General features: G+C 64.2%; 9 protein-coding genes and 1 pseudogene. 3 read left to right on the top strand and 7 right to left on the bottom strand.

Annotated features, from left to right (window positions below; translation table 11 throughout):
• Positions 1-9: 9 nt before the first annotated feature.
• The 3 genes from ACP2YP_RS38620 to ACP2YP_RS38610 form a co-directional block, all read right to left on the bottom strand.
• The gene (locus ACP2YP_RS38620; protein ID WP_426421512.1) at positions 10-1,608 is read right to left on the bottom strand and encodes an ABC transporter substrate-binding protein; all 1,599 of its coding nucleotides are present in this window, start codon (positions 1,606-1,608) and stop codon (positions 10-12) included.
• Positions 1,609-1,778: 170 nt separating this feature from the next.
• Complete coding sequence (locus tag ACP2YP_RS38615) at positions 1,779-3,329, bottom strand: AMP-binding protein (RefSeq protein ID WP_426421511.1); 1,551 nt, start codon at positions 3,327-3,329, stop codon at positions 1,779-1,781.
• Positions 3,330-3,347: 18 nt separating this feature from the next.
• Complete coding sequence (locus ACP2YP_RS38610; RefSeq protein ID WP_426421510.1) at positions 3,348-4,502, bottom strand: iron-containing alcohol dehydrogenase; 1,155 nt, start codon at positions 4,500-4,502, stop codon at positions 3,348-3,350.
• A 294-nt stretch (positions 4,503-4,796) separates the two neighbouring features.
• Here ACP2YP_RS38610 and ACP2YP_RS38605 point away from each other — a divergent pair, with 294 nt between their 5' ends.
• The 3 genes from ACP2YP_RS38605 to ACP2YP_RS38595 all read left to right on the top strand — a co-directional run bounded on the left by ACP2YP_RS38605 (position 4,797) and on the right by ACP2YP_RS38595 (position 10,641).
• Entirely contained in the window at positions 4,797-6,014 is a 1,218-nt protein-coding gene (locus ACP2YP_RS38605; RefSeq protein ID WP_426421509.1) for an efflux RND transporter periplasmic adaptor subunit, read from the top strand.
• Entirely contained in the window at positions 6,011-9,169 is a 3,159-nt protein-coding gene (locus tag ACP2YP_RS38600; RefSeq protein ID WP_426421508.1) for an efflux RND transporter permease subunit, read from the top strand. The genes ACP2YP_RS38605 and ACP2YP_RS38600 overlap by 4 nt, the downstream gene beginning before the upstream one ends.
• A 281-nt stretch (positions 9,170-9,450) precedes the next feature.
• A complete protein-coding gene (locus ACP2YP_RS38595; RefSeq protein WP_426421507.1) occupies positions 9,451-10,641 on the top strand; it encodes an ABC transporter substrate-binding protein in 1,191 nt (396 codons plus the stop codon).
• A gap of 256 nt (positions 10,642-10,897) precedes the next feature.
• Here ACP2YP_RS38595 and ACP2YP_RS38590 read toward each other — a convergent pair.
• From ACP2YP_RS38590 to ACP2YP_RS38575, 4 genes and pseudogenes are all read right to left on the bottom strand, one after another.
• Positions 10,898-11,050, bottom strand: a pseudogene (locus ACP2YP_RS38590) (MAPEG family protein); the annotation flags it as partial.
• Between the two features lie 27 nt (positions 11,051-11,077).
• Positions 11,078-12,160: a lipocalin-like domain-containing protein gene (locus tag ACP2YP_RS38585; RefSeq protein ID WP_426421506.1), complete on the bottom strand. Its 1,083-nt coding sequence runs from the start codon at positions 12,158-12,160 to the stop codon at positions 11,078-11,080.
• Complete coding sequence (locus tag ACP2YP_RS38580; RefSeq protein WP_426421505.1) at positions 12,150-14,612, bottom strand: FtsX-like permease family protein; 2,463 nt, start codon at positions 14,610-14,612, stop codon at positions 12,150-12,152. Before ACP2YP_RS38580 ends, ACP2YP_RS38585 begins: the two co-directional genes overlap by 11 nt.
• Positions 14,609-15,262: an ABC transporter ATP-binding protein gene (locus ACP2YP_RS38575; protein WP_426421504.1), complete on the bottom strand. Its 654-nt coding sequence runs from the start codon at positions 15,260-15,262 to the stop codon at positions 14,609-14,611. The genes ACP2YP_RS38580 and ACP2YP_RS38575 overlap by 4 nt, the downstream gene beginning before the upstream one ends.
• Positions 15,263-15,358: the final 96 nt, after the last annotated feature.

Raw genomic sequence — 15,358 nt, 5'->3', positions numbered from 1 at the left:
CCCGGCATGCTACTTGTCGAGCCACACGTCCTCGTAGCGAAAGCCGTTATAGGAGCTGTTCGACATGATCGTGATCCCCTTGACATAGGGCTGCCAGCAGGTGCCGGCCCGCGCATGGAAAATGATCGGACGGGCGACATCCTCCTGCAGCTTCTTGTCGATGTCCCAGACCAGTTGCTTGCGCTTGTTGGTGTCGATCTCCTGTGACTGTACGTCGAACAGCTTCTCGATCTCCTTGTTGCAGTAGTTGGTGTAGTTGCGCTCGGAGCCGCAGGAATAGTTCTCGTAGAAAGACTGGTCGGGATCGTCGACGGAATTGCCGGTCAAATTGAGACCGAGCATGTAGTCCTTGCGCGCGACCTTCGGGAACCAATTCGCGGTCTCCACGACGTCGAGCTCGCCGTCGATATAGATGCTCTTGAGCTGGTCGATCAGGATCACCGCGGGATCGCGATATTCCGCGAGATTGCGCGTCGAAACCTTCACCGCGAGATGCTTGTCGGGGCCGTAGCCCGCCTTCTGCATCAGCTTCTTCGCTGCCTCCCGGTTTGCGTTCACGTCCGGGCCGTAGCCCGGAATGGTCTCAAGCTTGTCCTTGGGCATGCCCCAGATGCCCTGCGGCGGCGGCAGCATGGTGCCGCCGATGTCGGCCTGGCCTTCGAACAGGATGTCGACGAAGGCCTTGCGGTCGAGCGCCATTGCCATCGCCCGGCGGATATCGATGTTGTCGAACGGCGGGGAGGCCGAATTGACAATGATATTGGTCGAGACGTTGGTCGGCTCGACGACGCAGACCGCGTTCGGCGCCTGCGATTTGATGTCCTTCAGGAGCGGGATGGTGATGTGCGTCGGAAAGGTCATGTCGAACTTTCCGGCGACAAAGGCGAGGATCGCGGTCGAGCGGTTCGTGATGATCGTGTACTCGATGCCGTCGAGATAGGGCTGCCCCTTCCGCCAATAGTCAGGATTGCGGGTCAGCTTGATCGACTCATTGGCCTTGAACTCGACGAATTTGAACGGGCCGGTCCCGATCGGACGGGTGCGCATGTCCGCCGGAGAGACGTGACAGGGATAGATCGGCGTATAGCCGGAAGCGAGCATCGCCAGCAGCGAGGGCTGCGGCCGCTTCAGGTCGAAGGAAACCTCGAAATCGCCGTTGGGCGTGACGTCGTTGACCTCGCTGTACCAGGTCTTGCGCGGATTCTGCCGCAGCTTCTGCTGCGATTTGCCCATCAGCAGGTCGAACGTGCACTTTACGTCGGCCGACGTGAACGGCTTGCCGTCATGCCATTTGACGCCCTGGCGGAGTTTGAACGTCAATTTCTTGTTGTCGCTGCTCGACGACCAACTTTCGGCCAGCTCAGGCCTGAGGGTATCAGGACTGTTCTGCGCGATGTGCTGATCATAGATGACGAGATTGTTGAACACCCCCATGAAGGGCACGTTGACCGAGTAAGTTGCTCCCTCGAGGATCGACGCGTTCGCCGGGCTGTCGCGGTGATACATCCGCAGGATCCCGCCCTGCTTGGGCTCTCCGGCCGATGTCGTGGTCGAAAACGCCAGCAAAGATAGCGCCGCCGTCGCAGCGAGCGCCCACACGCTCCGCATCCTCGGTCCTCCCTGGACGTTAGTCTTTTGGGCCATTTGTGGCCTGTTTGACCGGACGATAGCCGACGCGCGTGGAGGGAGGCAACCGGCAAGGCCGCGTGCCGTCTCGACAATTCGGACGACGGAAGGCCGCAGGTGCCTCTCTCACAATGTGAGAGAAGTTCCTCCGCTCACACGATCCGCGACGTCTTGTTGCCCCAATACCGGTCCCGCAGCAGCCGCTTGTAGAGTTTTCCCGTCGGCAGCCGCGGCAATTCCTTCTCGAAATCGACCGAGCGCGGCACCTTCTGCCGCGACAGCGACGCCGCGCAGAAGGCGATCAGCTCTTCGGCCAGCGCATCGTCCGGCATCACGCCCGGCATCGGCTGCACCACGGCCTTCACCTCCTCGCCGAGATCGGCATTGGGCACGCCGAACACCGCGGCGTCCGCGACCTTCGGATGGGTGATCAGCAGATTCTCGCATTCCTGCGGATAGATGTTCACGCCGCCGGAGATGATCATGAAGGTCGCGCGGTCGGTGAGATAGAGGAAACCGTCTTCGTCGACATAGCCGACATCGCCAACCGTGCTCATGCTGCCGTCGGCCGAGCGCGCCTCCCTGGTCTTCTCAGGATCGTTGAAATATTCGAACGGCGATCCCGTCTTGAACCAGACCTGGCCGGGCGTGCCGGCCGGGCAAGGCCTCATATCCTCATCGAGAATGTGGAGGTCGCCGAGCAGCACCTTGCCGACGGTGCCGCGGTGGCTAAGCCATTCCTCGCTGTTGCAGGCGGTAAAGCCGAGGCCTTCGGTGGCGCCGTAATATTCGTGGATGATCGGCCCCCACCATTTGATGATGTCGTCCTTGACGAGCGCCGGGCAGGGCGCGGCGGCATGAATCGCGATCTCGAGCGATGACAGATCGTAGCGGCTGCGCACCTCCTCCGGCAGCTTCAGCATGCGCGAGAACATCGTCGGCACCAGCTGGCTGTGGGTGATGCCCCATTGTTGCACGAGCTGGAGGTAGCGCTCGGGATCGAATGTCTCCATGATGATGGCGGTGCCGCCGATCCGGATGGTCAAATTGACCGCGGCCTGTGGCGCAGAGTGATAGAGCGGCGCCGGCGACAGATAGACCATGCCTTCGCGGTAGTGCCAAAGCTTTGTCAGGAAGTCGAACAGCGGCAGGTTGTGCTTTGGCGGTTCTTCCGGCAGCGGCCGCAAGATTCCCTTCGGCCGCCCGGTCGTCCCCGACGAATACAGCATCGCGATGCCGAGCCATTCATCAGGGATCGGTGTCTTCGGCGGGTCGGCGGTGACGTCCGCCAGTCCAACGATTCGATCACTCTCGCCGGGACCGTCGGCGACAATGCAGAGATTGACGTCGGGACAGGCCTGGATCGCCTCGCGCGCGATGTCGAGCTTTGCAACGGACGTGATCAAGATCTTCGACTGGCTGTTGACGAGGAGATAGGCGAGCTCGCCCGGCGTCAGGAAGGAGTTGATGCAGGTGTAGTAGAGCCCCGATCGCTCGCCGGCGCCGCAGGCTTCGAGATAGCGGGAATTGTTTTCCATGAAGATCGAGTAGTGATCGAGCCGCTTCAGACCGTGCTTGCGAAACAGATGCGCGAGGCGATTGCTGCGCGCATCGAGCTCGCGGTAGGTGACGGCCTCGCCCGTCGCCGCCATGATGAAGGCGGGTTGCAGCGGGCGTAGACGAGCATGCAGACCTGGGTACATCAGTCCTCCGGCTATGAACTATGCGGCGAGAAGCAGGATTTCGCGCACTTGCGCCGGGCTCTCGATCTTGCGCGGATTGCGCGGGATCCAGTTCGTGCGCATCGCCTGTTCGGCGATAGCGTCGAAATGTTCTGGGGAGACGCGGACATCGGCAAGGCTGCGCGGCATGCCGAGCGAGCGGATGAAGGCATCGAGCACGTCGGCGGCATTGTGGCCGGGAAACCCCATCGCGGCCGCGACGATCATCTGGCGTTCGGCATTGTCCCGCGCATTCCAGCGCATCACCGCCGGCAGCATGATGCAGGAGGTGTAGCCGTGCGGAACGTCGAAGGCCGCGCCCAGGACGTAGCCGATGCCGTGGCTCGCGCCCATCGGCACGCCGGCGGCGAGCGCACCCATCGACAGCCAGGTGCCGATCTGTGCATCCATCCGCGCGTCGAGATCGGCAGGATCGGCCTTCACCCGCGGCAGCGCATCGGCGAGCATGGCGAGGCCCTTCACCGACTGCGCGTCCGCATAGGGATGCGTCTCGCGCGAGCAGATCGCCTCGACGCAATGATCGATGGCGCGGATGCCGGTCGAGAGAAACAGCCATTCTGGCGTGTGCACGGTGATGGCGGGATCGAGGATGGTCGCGCGGGGCACGGCGAGCGGATGCCGCAGCAACTGCTTCACATGCGTGCTGCGGTCGGTGACGCCGGCGATGGATGAGAACTCGCCGCCGGCAATCGTGGTCGGCACGCTGATCTGGCGCACGGTCGGCGCGGTCATCTCGGGCGTGACGCCCTTGCGCACACGTATGCGATCGATGCCGTCGATTTCGTCGATGCCGTTGGCGAGACAGAGCTGCACCGCCTTGGCGCCATCGGTGATCGAGCCGCCGCCCACGGTGACGATCAAATCGGCGCCGGCCTCGCGCGCGGCATTGGTGGCCGCGATCACCGCCTCGCGCGGCGTGTGTGCGGGCATGGCATCGAACAGCCCGGCACAGCGTGGGCCCAGCGCTTGCACGATCTTCGCGATTTCGTCGGTCTGGCGGTTCAGCGTGCCCGAGACCATCAGGAAGGCGCGTCGCGTCCCCAGCCGATCCATCTGCGCGACGATGGCTTCAGCCGCCGGATGGCCGAATACGACCTCCTCGATCGCGCCGTAAACGACACGTCCCTGATGCACGCCTGTCCTCCCCCGGACAATTCGTCTTGTTTTGTAAGGGGTAATCTAGCCGAGCCGGCCGCGCCCGTCATGTGCGAAGACGCTGGCGCTCTTTCGTCTCCCCCTCCCCGTTCTTACGGTCCGCAGGCGGGGAGAGGCGAAGAAGGCGGTGTCAACCCGCCATCCGGCCAGGGCATTCTCTTGAGCATTGGGCGCGGTGTAGTCTTGAAGAGTTCATCATCTCAACCCATCTTGTGCCGCCCGCGGGTAGATGAGTACCCTGCTATTTCCGCGGCTTTGATGCGAGGACCTGGGATGACTGGACTGAACGGAAGCGAGCAATTTGTCAAAACGCACGATTTCGTTCAGCCCCGGCCTTACGCGATAGCCGGCCTTCTCGCAGCCGCGTTCGCGCTCAGCGGTTGCGGACAACCGACCTCGCAAGCGGCCGCACCGCCGCCTCCGCCGGTGACTGTCGCCCAACCGGTCAAGCGCACCGTCACCGATTGGGATGAGTACACGGGCCGGTTCGAGGCGGTCGAAGAGGTGCAGGTGCGACCCCGCGTCGGCGGCTTCGTCAATTCGGTCGAGTTCCAGGACGGCGCGATCGTGCATCAGGGCGACCTGCTCTATGTGATCGACCCGCGCCCGTTCGAGGCGGTGGCCGAGCAGGCGGACGGTCAGCTCTCCGATGCCCGCGCCAAGGTGGAGCTCGCCAAGCGCGAGCTCGATCGCGGCCTGAACCTGGTCCAGACCAGCGCGGTGTCCGAGCAGGTCGTCGACCAGCGCCGCCAGGCCCTGCAGGCCGCGCACGCCGCCGAGACCCAGGCCGAAGGCGCACTGAAGGCGGCCCGGCTCAATATCGAGTTCACCCATGTCGCCGCGCCACTGACCGGCCGCGTCAGCCGCCATCTCGTCAGCCCTGGCAACCTCGTGCAGGGCAGCGACACCGGCACGTCGACCCTGCTCACCTCGATCGTTTCGCTCGATCCGATCTATGTCTATTTCGACATGGATGAGACGACCTTCATCAAATACAGCAAGCTCTGGTTCGAGGGTAAGCGCCCGAGCTCGCGCGATACCGCGAACCCGGTGCAGGTGACGCTGGCCGGTGAGACCAAACCGTCGCATGAGGGCGCCATCAACTTCCTCGACAATCGCCTCGATGTTTCCACAGGCACGCTGCGCAGCCGCGCCGTGGTCAAGAACACCGATCTCTCGATCCTGCCAGGCCAGTTCGGCCGCGTCCGTCTGATCGGCAGCGCGCCGTACGAGGCGCTCTTGATTCCCGACGTTGCGGTTGCGACCGACCAGTCCCGCAAGATCGTGTTCGTGGTGAAACCCGACGACACCGTCGAGGCGCGCCCCGTGGTGCTCGGACCGCTCGACGAAGGTCTGCGCGTGATCCGCGAAGGGCTGAAGGCCGAGGACCGGGTCATCGTCAACGGCATCCAGCGCGCCCGCGTCGGCGCCAAGGTCAGCCCGTCTCCCGCGCAAGCGCCGGCCGGTGCCAAGGCTGGTGACAAGTCATGAATCTTGGCCGTCTGTCCATTAACCAGCCCATCCTGGCGATGGTGCTGTCGATCGTGCTCCTGATCGTCGGTACGCTCGCCTATTCGACGCTGCCGATCTCCGAATATCCGCAAGTGGTGCCGCCGACCGTCGTGGTCACCACGCAATATCCGGGCGCTTCGGCGCAAACCGTGTCCGACACCGTCGCCGCTCCGATCGAGCAGCAGATCAACGGCGTCGAGGACATGCTGTATCTCTACAGCCAGGCGACATCGAACGGCCAGCTCACCATCACCGTCACCTTCAAGCTGGGGACGGATCTCGACAAGGCGCAGGTGCTGGTCCAGAACCGCGTCGCAATCGCGCAGCCGCAGCTGCCGGACGAGGTGCAGCGCAACGGCGTCGTCACCCGCAAGAATTCGCCCGACATCCTGATGGTCGTGTTCATGCTGTCGCCGGACGACACGTTCGACCAACTCTATATCTCAAACTATGCGCTGCTTCAGGTGCGCGACCAGCTGCTGCGCATCGACGGCGTCGGCGACATCCAGATCTTTGGCGCGCGCGACTATTCGATGCGGCTGTGGCTCGATCCTGACCGCATCGCCAATCTCGGCCTGACCTCGACCGAGGTTCTGGCCGCGATCCGCGCCCAGAACGTGCAGATCGCGGGCGGCCAGATCGCCGAGCCGCCGATTGCTGACCGCGCCTTCCAGCCGAACCTGGTTTTCACGGGGCGGTTGAAGGACCAGAAGCAGTTCGACGACATCCTGATCAAGGCCGGCTCCGACGGCCGTACGGTGCGCCTGCGTGACGTCGCCCGCATCGAGCTCGGCGCGCTAGCTTATTCCACCAACAGCTTCCTGTTGCGCAAATCCGCGGTCGCCATGCTGGTGACGCAGCGGCCGGGATCGAATGCGCTCGCGACGGCAAAAAACATCTCCGACACCATGACGAAGCTCAAGGAGAGCTTCCCGAAGGGGCTTGACTACAATATCGGCTACAACCCGACCGAGTTCATCGCGCAGTCCGTTCACGAGCTGATCAAGACCATCTACGAGGCCATGCTGCTCGTGGTCGTCGTCGTGCTGGTGTTCCTGCAGGGCTGGCGGCCGGCGATCATTCCGATCATCGCGATCCCGGTCTCGCTGGTCGGCACCTTCGCGGTGATGGCGGCGCTTGGCTTCTCCATCAACAATCTCACACTGTTCGGGCTCGTGCTCGCCGTCGGCATCGTGGTCGATGACGCCATCGTCGTGGTCGAGAACGTCGAGCGGCACCTCGAGCACGGTCTGAGCCGGCGCGATGCTGCGCTGAAGACGATGGAGGAGGTCGGCGGCGCGCTGGTCTCGATTGCGCTGGTGCTGTGTGCGGTGTTCGTGCCGACGGCGTTCCTCGGTGGCATCTCCGGGCAGTTCTTCCAGCAATTCGCTGTTACGATTGCGGTTGCGACCGCGATCTCCTGCTTCTGCTCGCTGACGCTGTCGCCGGCGTTGGCCTCGCAGATCCTCACGCCGCATGAAGAGAAGCGGCCGCCGGCCGCCTGGAATCTGATCGCGCGCGGCTGGAACGCCTTCACCGGCGCCTTCAATCGAGTGTTCGACCGGTTGGCGCACGGCTATGCCGGCGTCGCCAATTTCGTGATCCGGCATTCGGTGGTGATGATCCTGATCTATGTCGTGCTGATCGGCAGCGCCGGCTGGCTGATCGGGACCACGTCGCAGGGCTTCATTCCGGCGCAGGATCGCGGCTACGTCATCATCTCTGTGCAATTGCCGGGCGCCGCATCGCTGGCGCGGACTACCGAGGTCGTGCGCGAGATCGAGCGGATCTCGCTGGATACGCCAGGCATCATCCGCGTTGCCGCCTTCGCCGGTTTCTCCGGCGCCACGCGCACCCAGGCCGGCAATGCGGCGGCGCTGTTCCCGGTGTTTGACGAGCCGGAGGTTCGGCTGAAGAAGGGGCTGACCGCGAATGCCATCACCGCGGAGCTGCGCAAGCGGTTGTTGGCAATCCAGGGTGCTTTCATCATCGTCATCCCGCCACCGGCCGTGCCCGGCATCGGCACCGGTGGCGGCTTCACCATCCGCATCCAGGATCGCCAAGGCCGCGGGCCGGATCTGCTGGCATCGGCGACCGACGAGCTCGTCGCGGCTGCGCGCAAATCGCCGAGCCTCACTTCGGTGTTCTCGCCGTTCTCGGCCAACACGCCGCAGCTGTTCGTCGATATCGACCGCACCAAGGCGCAAAAGCTCGGCGTGCCCATCGCCAACATCAACGACACGATCCAGACCTATTTCGGATCGACCTATGTCAACGACTTCAACCTGTTCGGCCGCACCTATCACGTCACCGCGCAGGCTGATTTCCCGTTCCGCAAGGAGCCCGCCGACCTTTCGCGGCTGCGCACGCGAAACGCCTCCGGCGATATGGTGATGCTCGGCAGTGTGGTCGACTTCAGGGATGTCTCGGGCCCCGACCGCGTCGCGCGCTATAATCTCTATGCGGCGTCGGAACTCCAGGGCGAACCGGCGCCGGGCACGAGTTCGACCACCGCGCTCAACACCATCAAGAAGCTCGCCGATGACACTTTGCCGAGCGGCTTCACCTTCGAATGGACGGATCTGTCCTACCAGCAGGTCACCGGCGGCAATGCCGGCCTTTACGTGTTCCCGATCTGCGTGCTGTTCGTCTATCTCGTGCTTGCCGCGCAGTACGGTAGCTGGACCTTGCCGTTCGCGGTGATCCTGATCGTGCCGATGTGCCTGCTCGCTGCCACCATCGGCGTGCGCATCATGGGCCAGGACGTCAACATCCTCACCCAGATCGGCTTCGTCGTGCTGGTGGGTTTGGCGGCGAAAAACGCGATCCTGATTGTTGAGTTCGCGCGCGACATCGAGAAGGAAGGCAAGCCACGGCTGGAAGCCGTGATCGAGGCGTGCCGCCTGCGGCTGCGACCGATCCTGATGACGTCCTTCGCCTTCATCCTCGGTGTGCTGCCGCTGGTGATCTCGTCCGGCTCGGGCTCGGAGATGCGTCAAGCCGTCGGCGTCGCCGTGTTCTTCGGCATGATCGGCGTCACGCTGTTCGGCCTGCTGTTCACGCCGATCTTCTATGTGGTGGTGCGGAACCTGGCGGAAGGGCGGAACGAAAAGAAGCCGGAGGCAGTGGGCTGACGTTGTAAATGTGGCCATTGTCGCATCAACAACCTCGGAGTCGTCCCGGCGAAGGCCGGGCCCATAACCACAGGGAGTGGTTATGGTGTGAAGCTGGTAACGACGAGTCTTCACCAAATCCAATTTTGTGGCTATGGGTCCCGGCCTTCGCCGGGACGACGCCATTTGTTTGGTGCGCCGCCCGCCCATACTAACGATCAACATGAAATGGATGGGCAGCCGCAGTGTTCTTCACTAGTATCCGCGCGATTTCAAAACAGAACACTGCTGGGAGTTAAAAGATGAAATCAGCACTTTTGGCCGCTGTCGCAACCTCGGCTCTGTTGCTGGCCGCACCGGCCTCCGCGCAAGGCGTCAAGATCGGTATCCTCAACGATCAGTCCGGCGTCTATGCCGATTACGGCGGCAAGTACTCCGTCGAAGCCGCCAAGATGGCGATCGAGGATTTCGGTGGCGAGGTGCTCGGCCAGAAGATCGAGATGATCACCGCCGATCACCAGAACAAGCCTGATCTGGCCACCTCCATCGCGCGGCGTTGGTACGACGCCGACAATGTCGACATGATCACCGAGCTGACGACGTCGTCGGTGGCGCTCGCCGTGCAGGACCTGTCGAAGGAAAAGAAGAAGATCGACATCGTGGTCGGTGCGGCCACGTCGAGCATCACCGGTTCTGCGTGCTCGCCCTATGGCTTCCACTGGGCGTTCGACACTCATGCGCTCGCGGTCGGCACCGGCGGCGCGCTGACCAAGGCCGGCGGCGACAGCTGGTTCTTCCTCACCGCGGATTACGCGTTCGGCTACGCGCTGGAAAAGGACACCAGCGAGATCGTCATGCACAGCGGCGGCAAGGTGCTGGGCTCGGTCCGCGTGCCCCTCAACTCCTCGGACTTCTCCTCCTTCCTGCTGCAAGCGCAGAGCTCGAAAGCGAAGATCGTCGGTCTCGCCAATGCCGGCCAGGACACCGCCAACTCGATCAAGCAGGCGGCCGAATTCGGTATCGTCCAGGGCGGCCAGAAGCTCGCTGGTCTTCTGATGACGCTCGCCGAGGTGCACGGCCTCGGCTTGCAGGCGGCGCAGGGCCTGGTGCTCACCGAAGGTTTCTATTGGGATCAGAACGACACCACGCGAGCCTTCTCCGAGCGCTTCTTCAAGCGCACCGGGAGGATGCCGAGCATGATCCACGCCGGCACCTATTCGGCGACGCTGAGCTATCTGAAGGCGGTGAAAGCTGCCGGCACCAAGGACGCCGAAGCCGTCGCCAAGAAGCTGAAGGAGCTGCCGGTCGACGACGCCTTCGCCAAGGGCAAGGTGCTCGAGAACGGCCGCATGGTCCACGACATGTATCTGTTCGAGGTCAAGAAGCCCTCGGAATCGAAGAAGCCGTGGGACTACTACAAGCAGCTTGCTGTGGTGCCCGGCGACCAGGCCTTCTTCACCGCCAAGGAAAGCGGCTGCCCGCTGACGAAGTGACGCGTTAGGCCAACGTCAGCGCCACAAACTCTAATGTCGTCCCGGCGAAGGCCGGGACCCATAACCACAGGGAGAAATTGTGGCGCGAGCTCGTAACTCCGAGTCTTCGCCAAACTACATCCTGTGGCTATGGGTCCCGGCCTTCGCCGGGACGACGGCAATTAGTGGCGGCGCCATCGCCTCACACCAACCTTAACACCACCGCCCCCAACGCCCCGCCCACAGCGCAATGGCGGCGGTCCCCTGAATCGCAAAGCATCTGGATGCGGAAGGCGCGCTCGAAATCCGGATGGCCCGACATCGCCGGCACCTTGACGCCGGTCCTGGCCCGCGATCGCGAGACGTTGATGCAAGTGAAGAAGAAAAACAGGATGGCGAGCAATGTGACGAGCGCGGTCAGATGGTACATCGGAAGCCTCCGGCAGTCGGATGCAGCTCAATAGCCGGTCAGCTCGAGATAGCCAACGCCGTCGTGCGAACCGGCAAAGCTGATTGGTCCCTCCCAGTAGGAAAAGCCGGTCCCCATCCACGCCTTCGGATTGAGCGGCTTGCAGGAAATCGAGAAGGATCGCGACGGGATCGTGATCTGCCATTCCACGGGCAGCTTGCGGCCCGCAACCTCGGCCGTGGCCTTCGGACTCATCTGGATATCGTCACCCGCAATCATCTGCGTGCGGCCGTCGGCGCTGATCCAGTTGCCGAACGGATAGTCCTTGCCGTCGTTCTGCCGCAGCCGGTACAGCATCAGCTTGTCGCCGGAGGAAAGATGCAGCGACAGCCAGTCCCAGCCGGTCTGGTCGGCATCGAGCGGCTGGCTGCTCCATTCCCGGTCCATCCAGGCCTGGCCGGACACATCGACCGGCTTGTCGTCGATGGTGAGCGTGCCGCGCGCACGGTAGAACGGCTGGCTGTAATAATAGGATGCTTGTCCGCGTTCGGACTTGCGGCTGTAGCCGCCGTCGCCCTGCAAGACGACCGGGCGATCCGCATCAAGCGTGAGCGCGTAGCCGAAATCGGTGCCGGATGCCTTCAGCGCTACCGGCGACAGGGTATGATCGTCGGTGCGTTCAAGCCCCTTCATCTCCCAATCGTCGATCCATGCCGCGAACGGTTTTGCCTCGACACCGGCCTGACCGATGCCGCCGCGGGAAAACAGCTCGTTGAAACGATGGGTGTCGGCGCGCGTCACCGCCGCATGCGCCATCCAGATCTGTTGATTGGCCCAGCCTTCGGCTTGCGGTCCCGGCTTTGCCGCCTGGCGAAACAGCGTCCATTGCAGCCCACACGCCGCACCACTGCTGTCGACGAGGTTCGCCGTCAGATACCACCACTCGATGCGAAACGCCGGATGCGGCCCGTGATCGGCCGGGAAGGCAAACACCTTTCCGGGCGCCACCTTCGCAAATCCGTCGGCTGTCTCGCCGAGCCCGGCATAGCCTTGCGCGCCGGCGCGGCGTGCGAGGGTGAGTGCGGCGATGCCGCCGGCGAAGGCGCGCCGCGAGAGTTTGTCAGCGCTCATTGGCAAACACCTTGACGAGGCTTGCCGGCTGCATCCGCGCCAGCCGCAGGATCGGCAGCAGCGCGGCCAGCAGCGAGGCGATCAGCGCGACGGCGACCAGCTCGACCAGTTGCAGCGGAAACACGTGGAACGGCAGCCGCCAGCCGAACGCCTTCACGTTGACGATCGCGATCAGGCACCACGCCACCAAGAGCCCGAGCGGCACCGCCAGCAGCGACGTGAACAGCGCAACCGAGAGCGTCTTGGTCAGCTCGATCGCGGCAAGGCGCGGCCGCGTGATGCCGATCGCCCAGAGCGGTGCGAGCTGCGGCAGGCGCGAGTTCGCCAGCGTCAAGAGGCTGGTCAAAAGCGCAATGCCGGCGACGCCGAGGGTGAAGGCATTCAGCGCCGACGTCACCGCAAAGGTGCGGTTGAAGATGCGGATCGATTCCGCCTTCACGGTCGCTTGATCCGCCACGCTGCGGTCGTCGAGTGCGAACTGCTTCTGCAGCGCCGCGATCAAGCCGGGGATCTTGTCGCGCGGCACGATCAGCCCGATCCGCGTCTGCGGCGTTTGCGGAAACTGCCGGATCAGCGCCGCGACATTGACCGCCAGCTGCCCCTTGGGGTTGCCGTAATCGGCATAGATGCCGACGATGTCGAGCTCCCAGGTCCCGCCCGGCACCGGTACCTCGACGACGTCGCCGACGCGGACGTTGAGGCGGCGGCTCAGCTGCTCGCTGATGAAGGCGGCGTTGCCCGGTATCAGTTGGGTCCAGGCGCGCGGCGCGGTTTCCAAGAGCGGCCAGCGCTCGCGATAGAGCGCGTGATCGGGCAGGCCGAGCAACTCCACCGGCTGTCCCTGAACTTGCGTCTCCGCGCGCCCACCTGACAGGATCGCCTGGACCTCGCTGCGGTCCTTCAGCCAGTTGCGGATCGCGATCGCCTGCGCATTGTCGGCGGCGCTGATGTAGACGTCGGCGGCGAGCCGTCCGTCGAGCCAGCCGATAAAGGTGCGGCTGAATGTTTCCACCATGGTGGAGACCCCGACATTGACGGCCAGTGCGAGCAACAGCGCCATCAGTGCCAGCGACAGTCCGGAGAGTTGCTGCCGGCTGTCGGCCCAGAACCACAGCGCGAGCGGACCGCGCGCAAAACGCTGGCCGGCCAGCAGGAGGATATCGAGGAACGCGGGCAGGATCAGCGCTGCGCCGAACATCAGCGCCGCCAGCAGGCCAAACCCCGCGATCAGCGATTGGCCGTAGTAAAGTAGCAGCAGTGCGACAGCAAATACGGCGCAGGCAGCGAGGCTTTGCAGGATCAGCCAGCGGCGTTGTCTTTGCTGCCAGGCCTGCGGCTCTGCGGTCGCCAGCACCGGCATCCTGATCGCCTTGATCAGGCTGGTCGCAGCCGCCACCATCGCGCCCGCAACGCTGATGCCGATGCCGGCGAGCCACCACTCGGGCCTTAACGTGAGCTGCCCCGGAATCTGCGCGCCATAGAGCCCGCGCAGCGAGGCCGCCACATCGGGCAACAGCGCCGCCGCGATGACATAGCCGCAGACCAGCCCGATCAGGCCTGCGATCAGCGCCAGCGCCACCAGCTCGATCACCAGCACGGTGTTGACCAGCCGCGCCGAGGCGCCGCAGGCGCGCAAGGTCCGCAGCATCGGCAGCCGCTGCTCGAAGGCGAGGCCGACGGCCGAATTGACGATGAAGAGGCCGACGAAGAACGACAGCAGGCCGAAGGCGGTGAGGTTGAGATGGAAACTGTCGGTCAGCCGCTCCAGCTCCGTCTCCGCGGTCGGCTCTATCAGCTGCAATTGGTCGTCGACGACGCTTGCGAGCTGCGCGGGCTTGCCCTTTGTCTTGCCGATCAGCAGGCGCGACAGCTGATCCGGCTTGTTCAGCAGAAGCTGCGCCACGCCGATATCGACCACCAGCACCTCGGGCACGAGCTGGGCCAGCACATGCAGCGGCGGCAGTCTTGCGTCGCTGCTGATCGACGGTGTCGCATCTTCGGATTCGTGCAGATCGCTCAGCGTCTCCCGCGCCACCAATGTCTGGCCGGGCGCGGCAACAAAACTGCTGAGATCCGCGGCGCCGAGGCGGGGCGCGTTGCCGACGTCAGCCGGCAGCGTCACCGGCTCGATGCCGAGCAGTCGCATCGAGCGTCCATTGATCTGAACCCGGCCTTCCAGCACCGGCGAAACCGGCCAGCCCGCGCGGCGGAGTTTTACGAAAAGGTCCTGTGAGAAGGTCGCCGCATTGGGCGCCACCAGCATGGCCGTGCGGACACCGCCAAACGTCGCCGCCGCGCGGTCATAGGCGCTGCGGGCCTGCTGGTTGATCGCCTGCACGCCGCTCCACAGCGCGGTCGCGGCGATCAATCCGATCAGAAGCGTCGCGAACTGCATCCTGTGCCGTCGCCAATGGCTGAGCAGAACCGCGAGCACCCACAGCGCGCGCCTCATGCGATCCGCCCCGCATGGAGGATGATGTGGCGGTCGAGCGTCCCGGCCAGATGCAGGCTGTGCGTCACCATCAGGAAACCGCAGCCGGTGCGCGCGACGAGGTCGCGCGTCAGCGCGAGCACGTCGTCGGCGGTGGCCTCATCCAGATTGCCGGTCGGCTCGTCCGCAAGCAGCAGCGACGGCTTGATCGCCAGCGCCCGTCCGATCGCGACCCGCTGCTGCTGGCCGCCTGATAATTGCTCTGGATAACGCCTGAGTAAATCGCCGAGCCCGAGCCGGTCGGTCAACTCCTTGGTCCAGGCCGCATCGTGCCGGCCGGCGATGCGTGCCTGGAAGGCGAGGTTGTCGGCGACCGACAGGCTCGGGATCAGGTTGAACTGCTGAAAGACCAGGCCGATCCGGTCGCGCCGCAATTCGGCGCGGCCCGTGTCGGAGAGCTCCATGACCTCGGTGTCCTCCAGCCGGATCGAGCCGCCGTCCGCGGCATCGAGCCCGGCGATCAGGTGCAGCAGCGTGCTCTTGCCGCTGCCGGATTCGCCGGTCAGCGCGACGCGCTCACCGGCCTTCAGGTCGAGATCGACGCCGCGCAGCACATGGACCGGCTCGGCGGCCGAGGAGAAGGTCTTTGAGAGATTTCGGATGCTCAGCACGGGTCTGCCACTTTTTCTTACACCTCTCCCATAGGGAGAGGTCGCGCCGAAGGCGCGGGTGAGGGGTTGCGGTCTCTCAAGGGATTTAAGGCCCCT

Source organism: Bradyrhizobium genosp. A (assembly GCF_049949275.1).
Taxonomy (GTDB): domain Bacteria; phylum Pseudomonadota; class Alphaproteobacteria; order Rhizobiales; family Xanthobacteraceae; genus Bradyrhizobium.
This window is presented reverse-complemented; position numbering and strand designations above follow the sequence as displayed.

Coding starts and splice junctions, on each gene's coding strand:
- ACP2YP_RS38605 (WP_426421509.1), top strand. CDS start 4,797: ATGACTGGACTGAACGGAAGCGAGCAATTTGTCAAAACGCACGATTTC.
- ACP2YP_RS38600 (WP_426421508.1), top strand. CDS start 6,011: ATGAATCTTGGCCGTCTGTCCATTAACCAGCCCATCCTGGCGATGGTG.
- ACP2YP_RS38615 (WP_426421511.1), bottom strand. CDS start 3,329: ATGTACCCAGGTCTGCATGCTCGTCTACGCCCGCTGCAACCCGCCTTC.
- ACP2YP_RS38595 (WP_426421507.1), top strand. CDS start 9,451: ATGAAATCAGCACTTTTGGCCGCTGTCGCAACCTCGGCTCTGTTGCTG.
- ACP2YP_RS38620 (WP_426421512.1), bottom strand. CDS start 1,608: ATGCGGAGCGTGTGGGCGCTCGCTGCGACGGCGGCGCTATCTTTGCTG.
- ACP2YP_RS38585 (WP_426421506.1), bottom strand. CDS start 12,160: ATGAGCGCTGACAAACTCTCGCGGCGCGCCTTCGCCGGCGGCATCGCC.
- ACP2YP_RS38580 (WP_426421505.1), bottom strand. CDS start 14,612: ATGAGGCGCGCGCTGTGGGTGCTCGCGGTTCTGCTCAGCCATTGGCGA.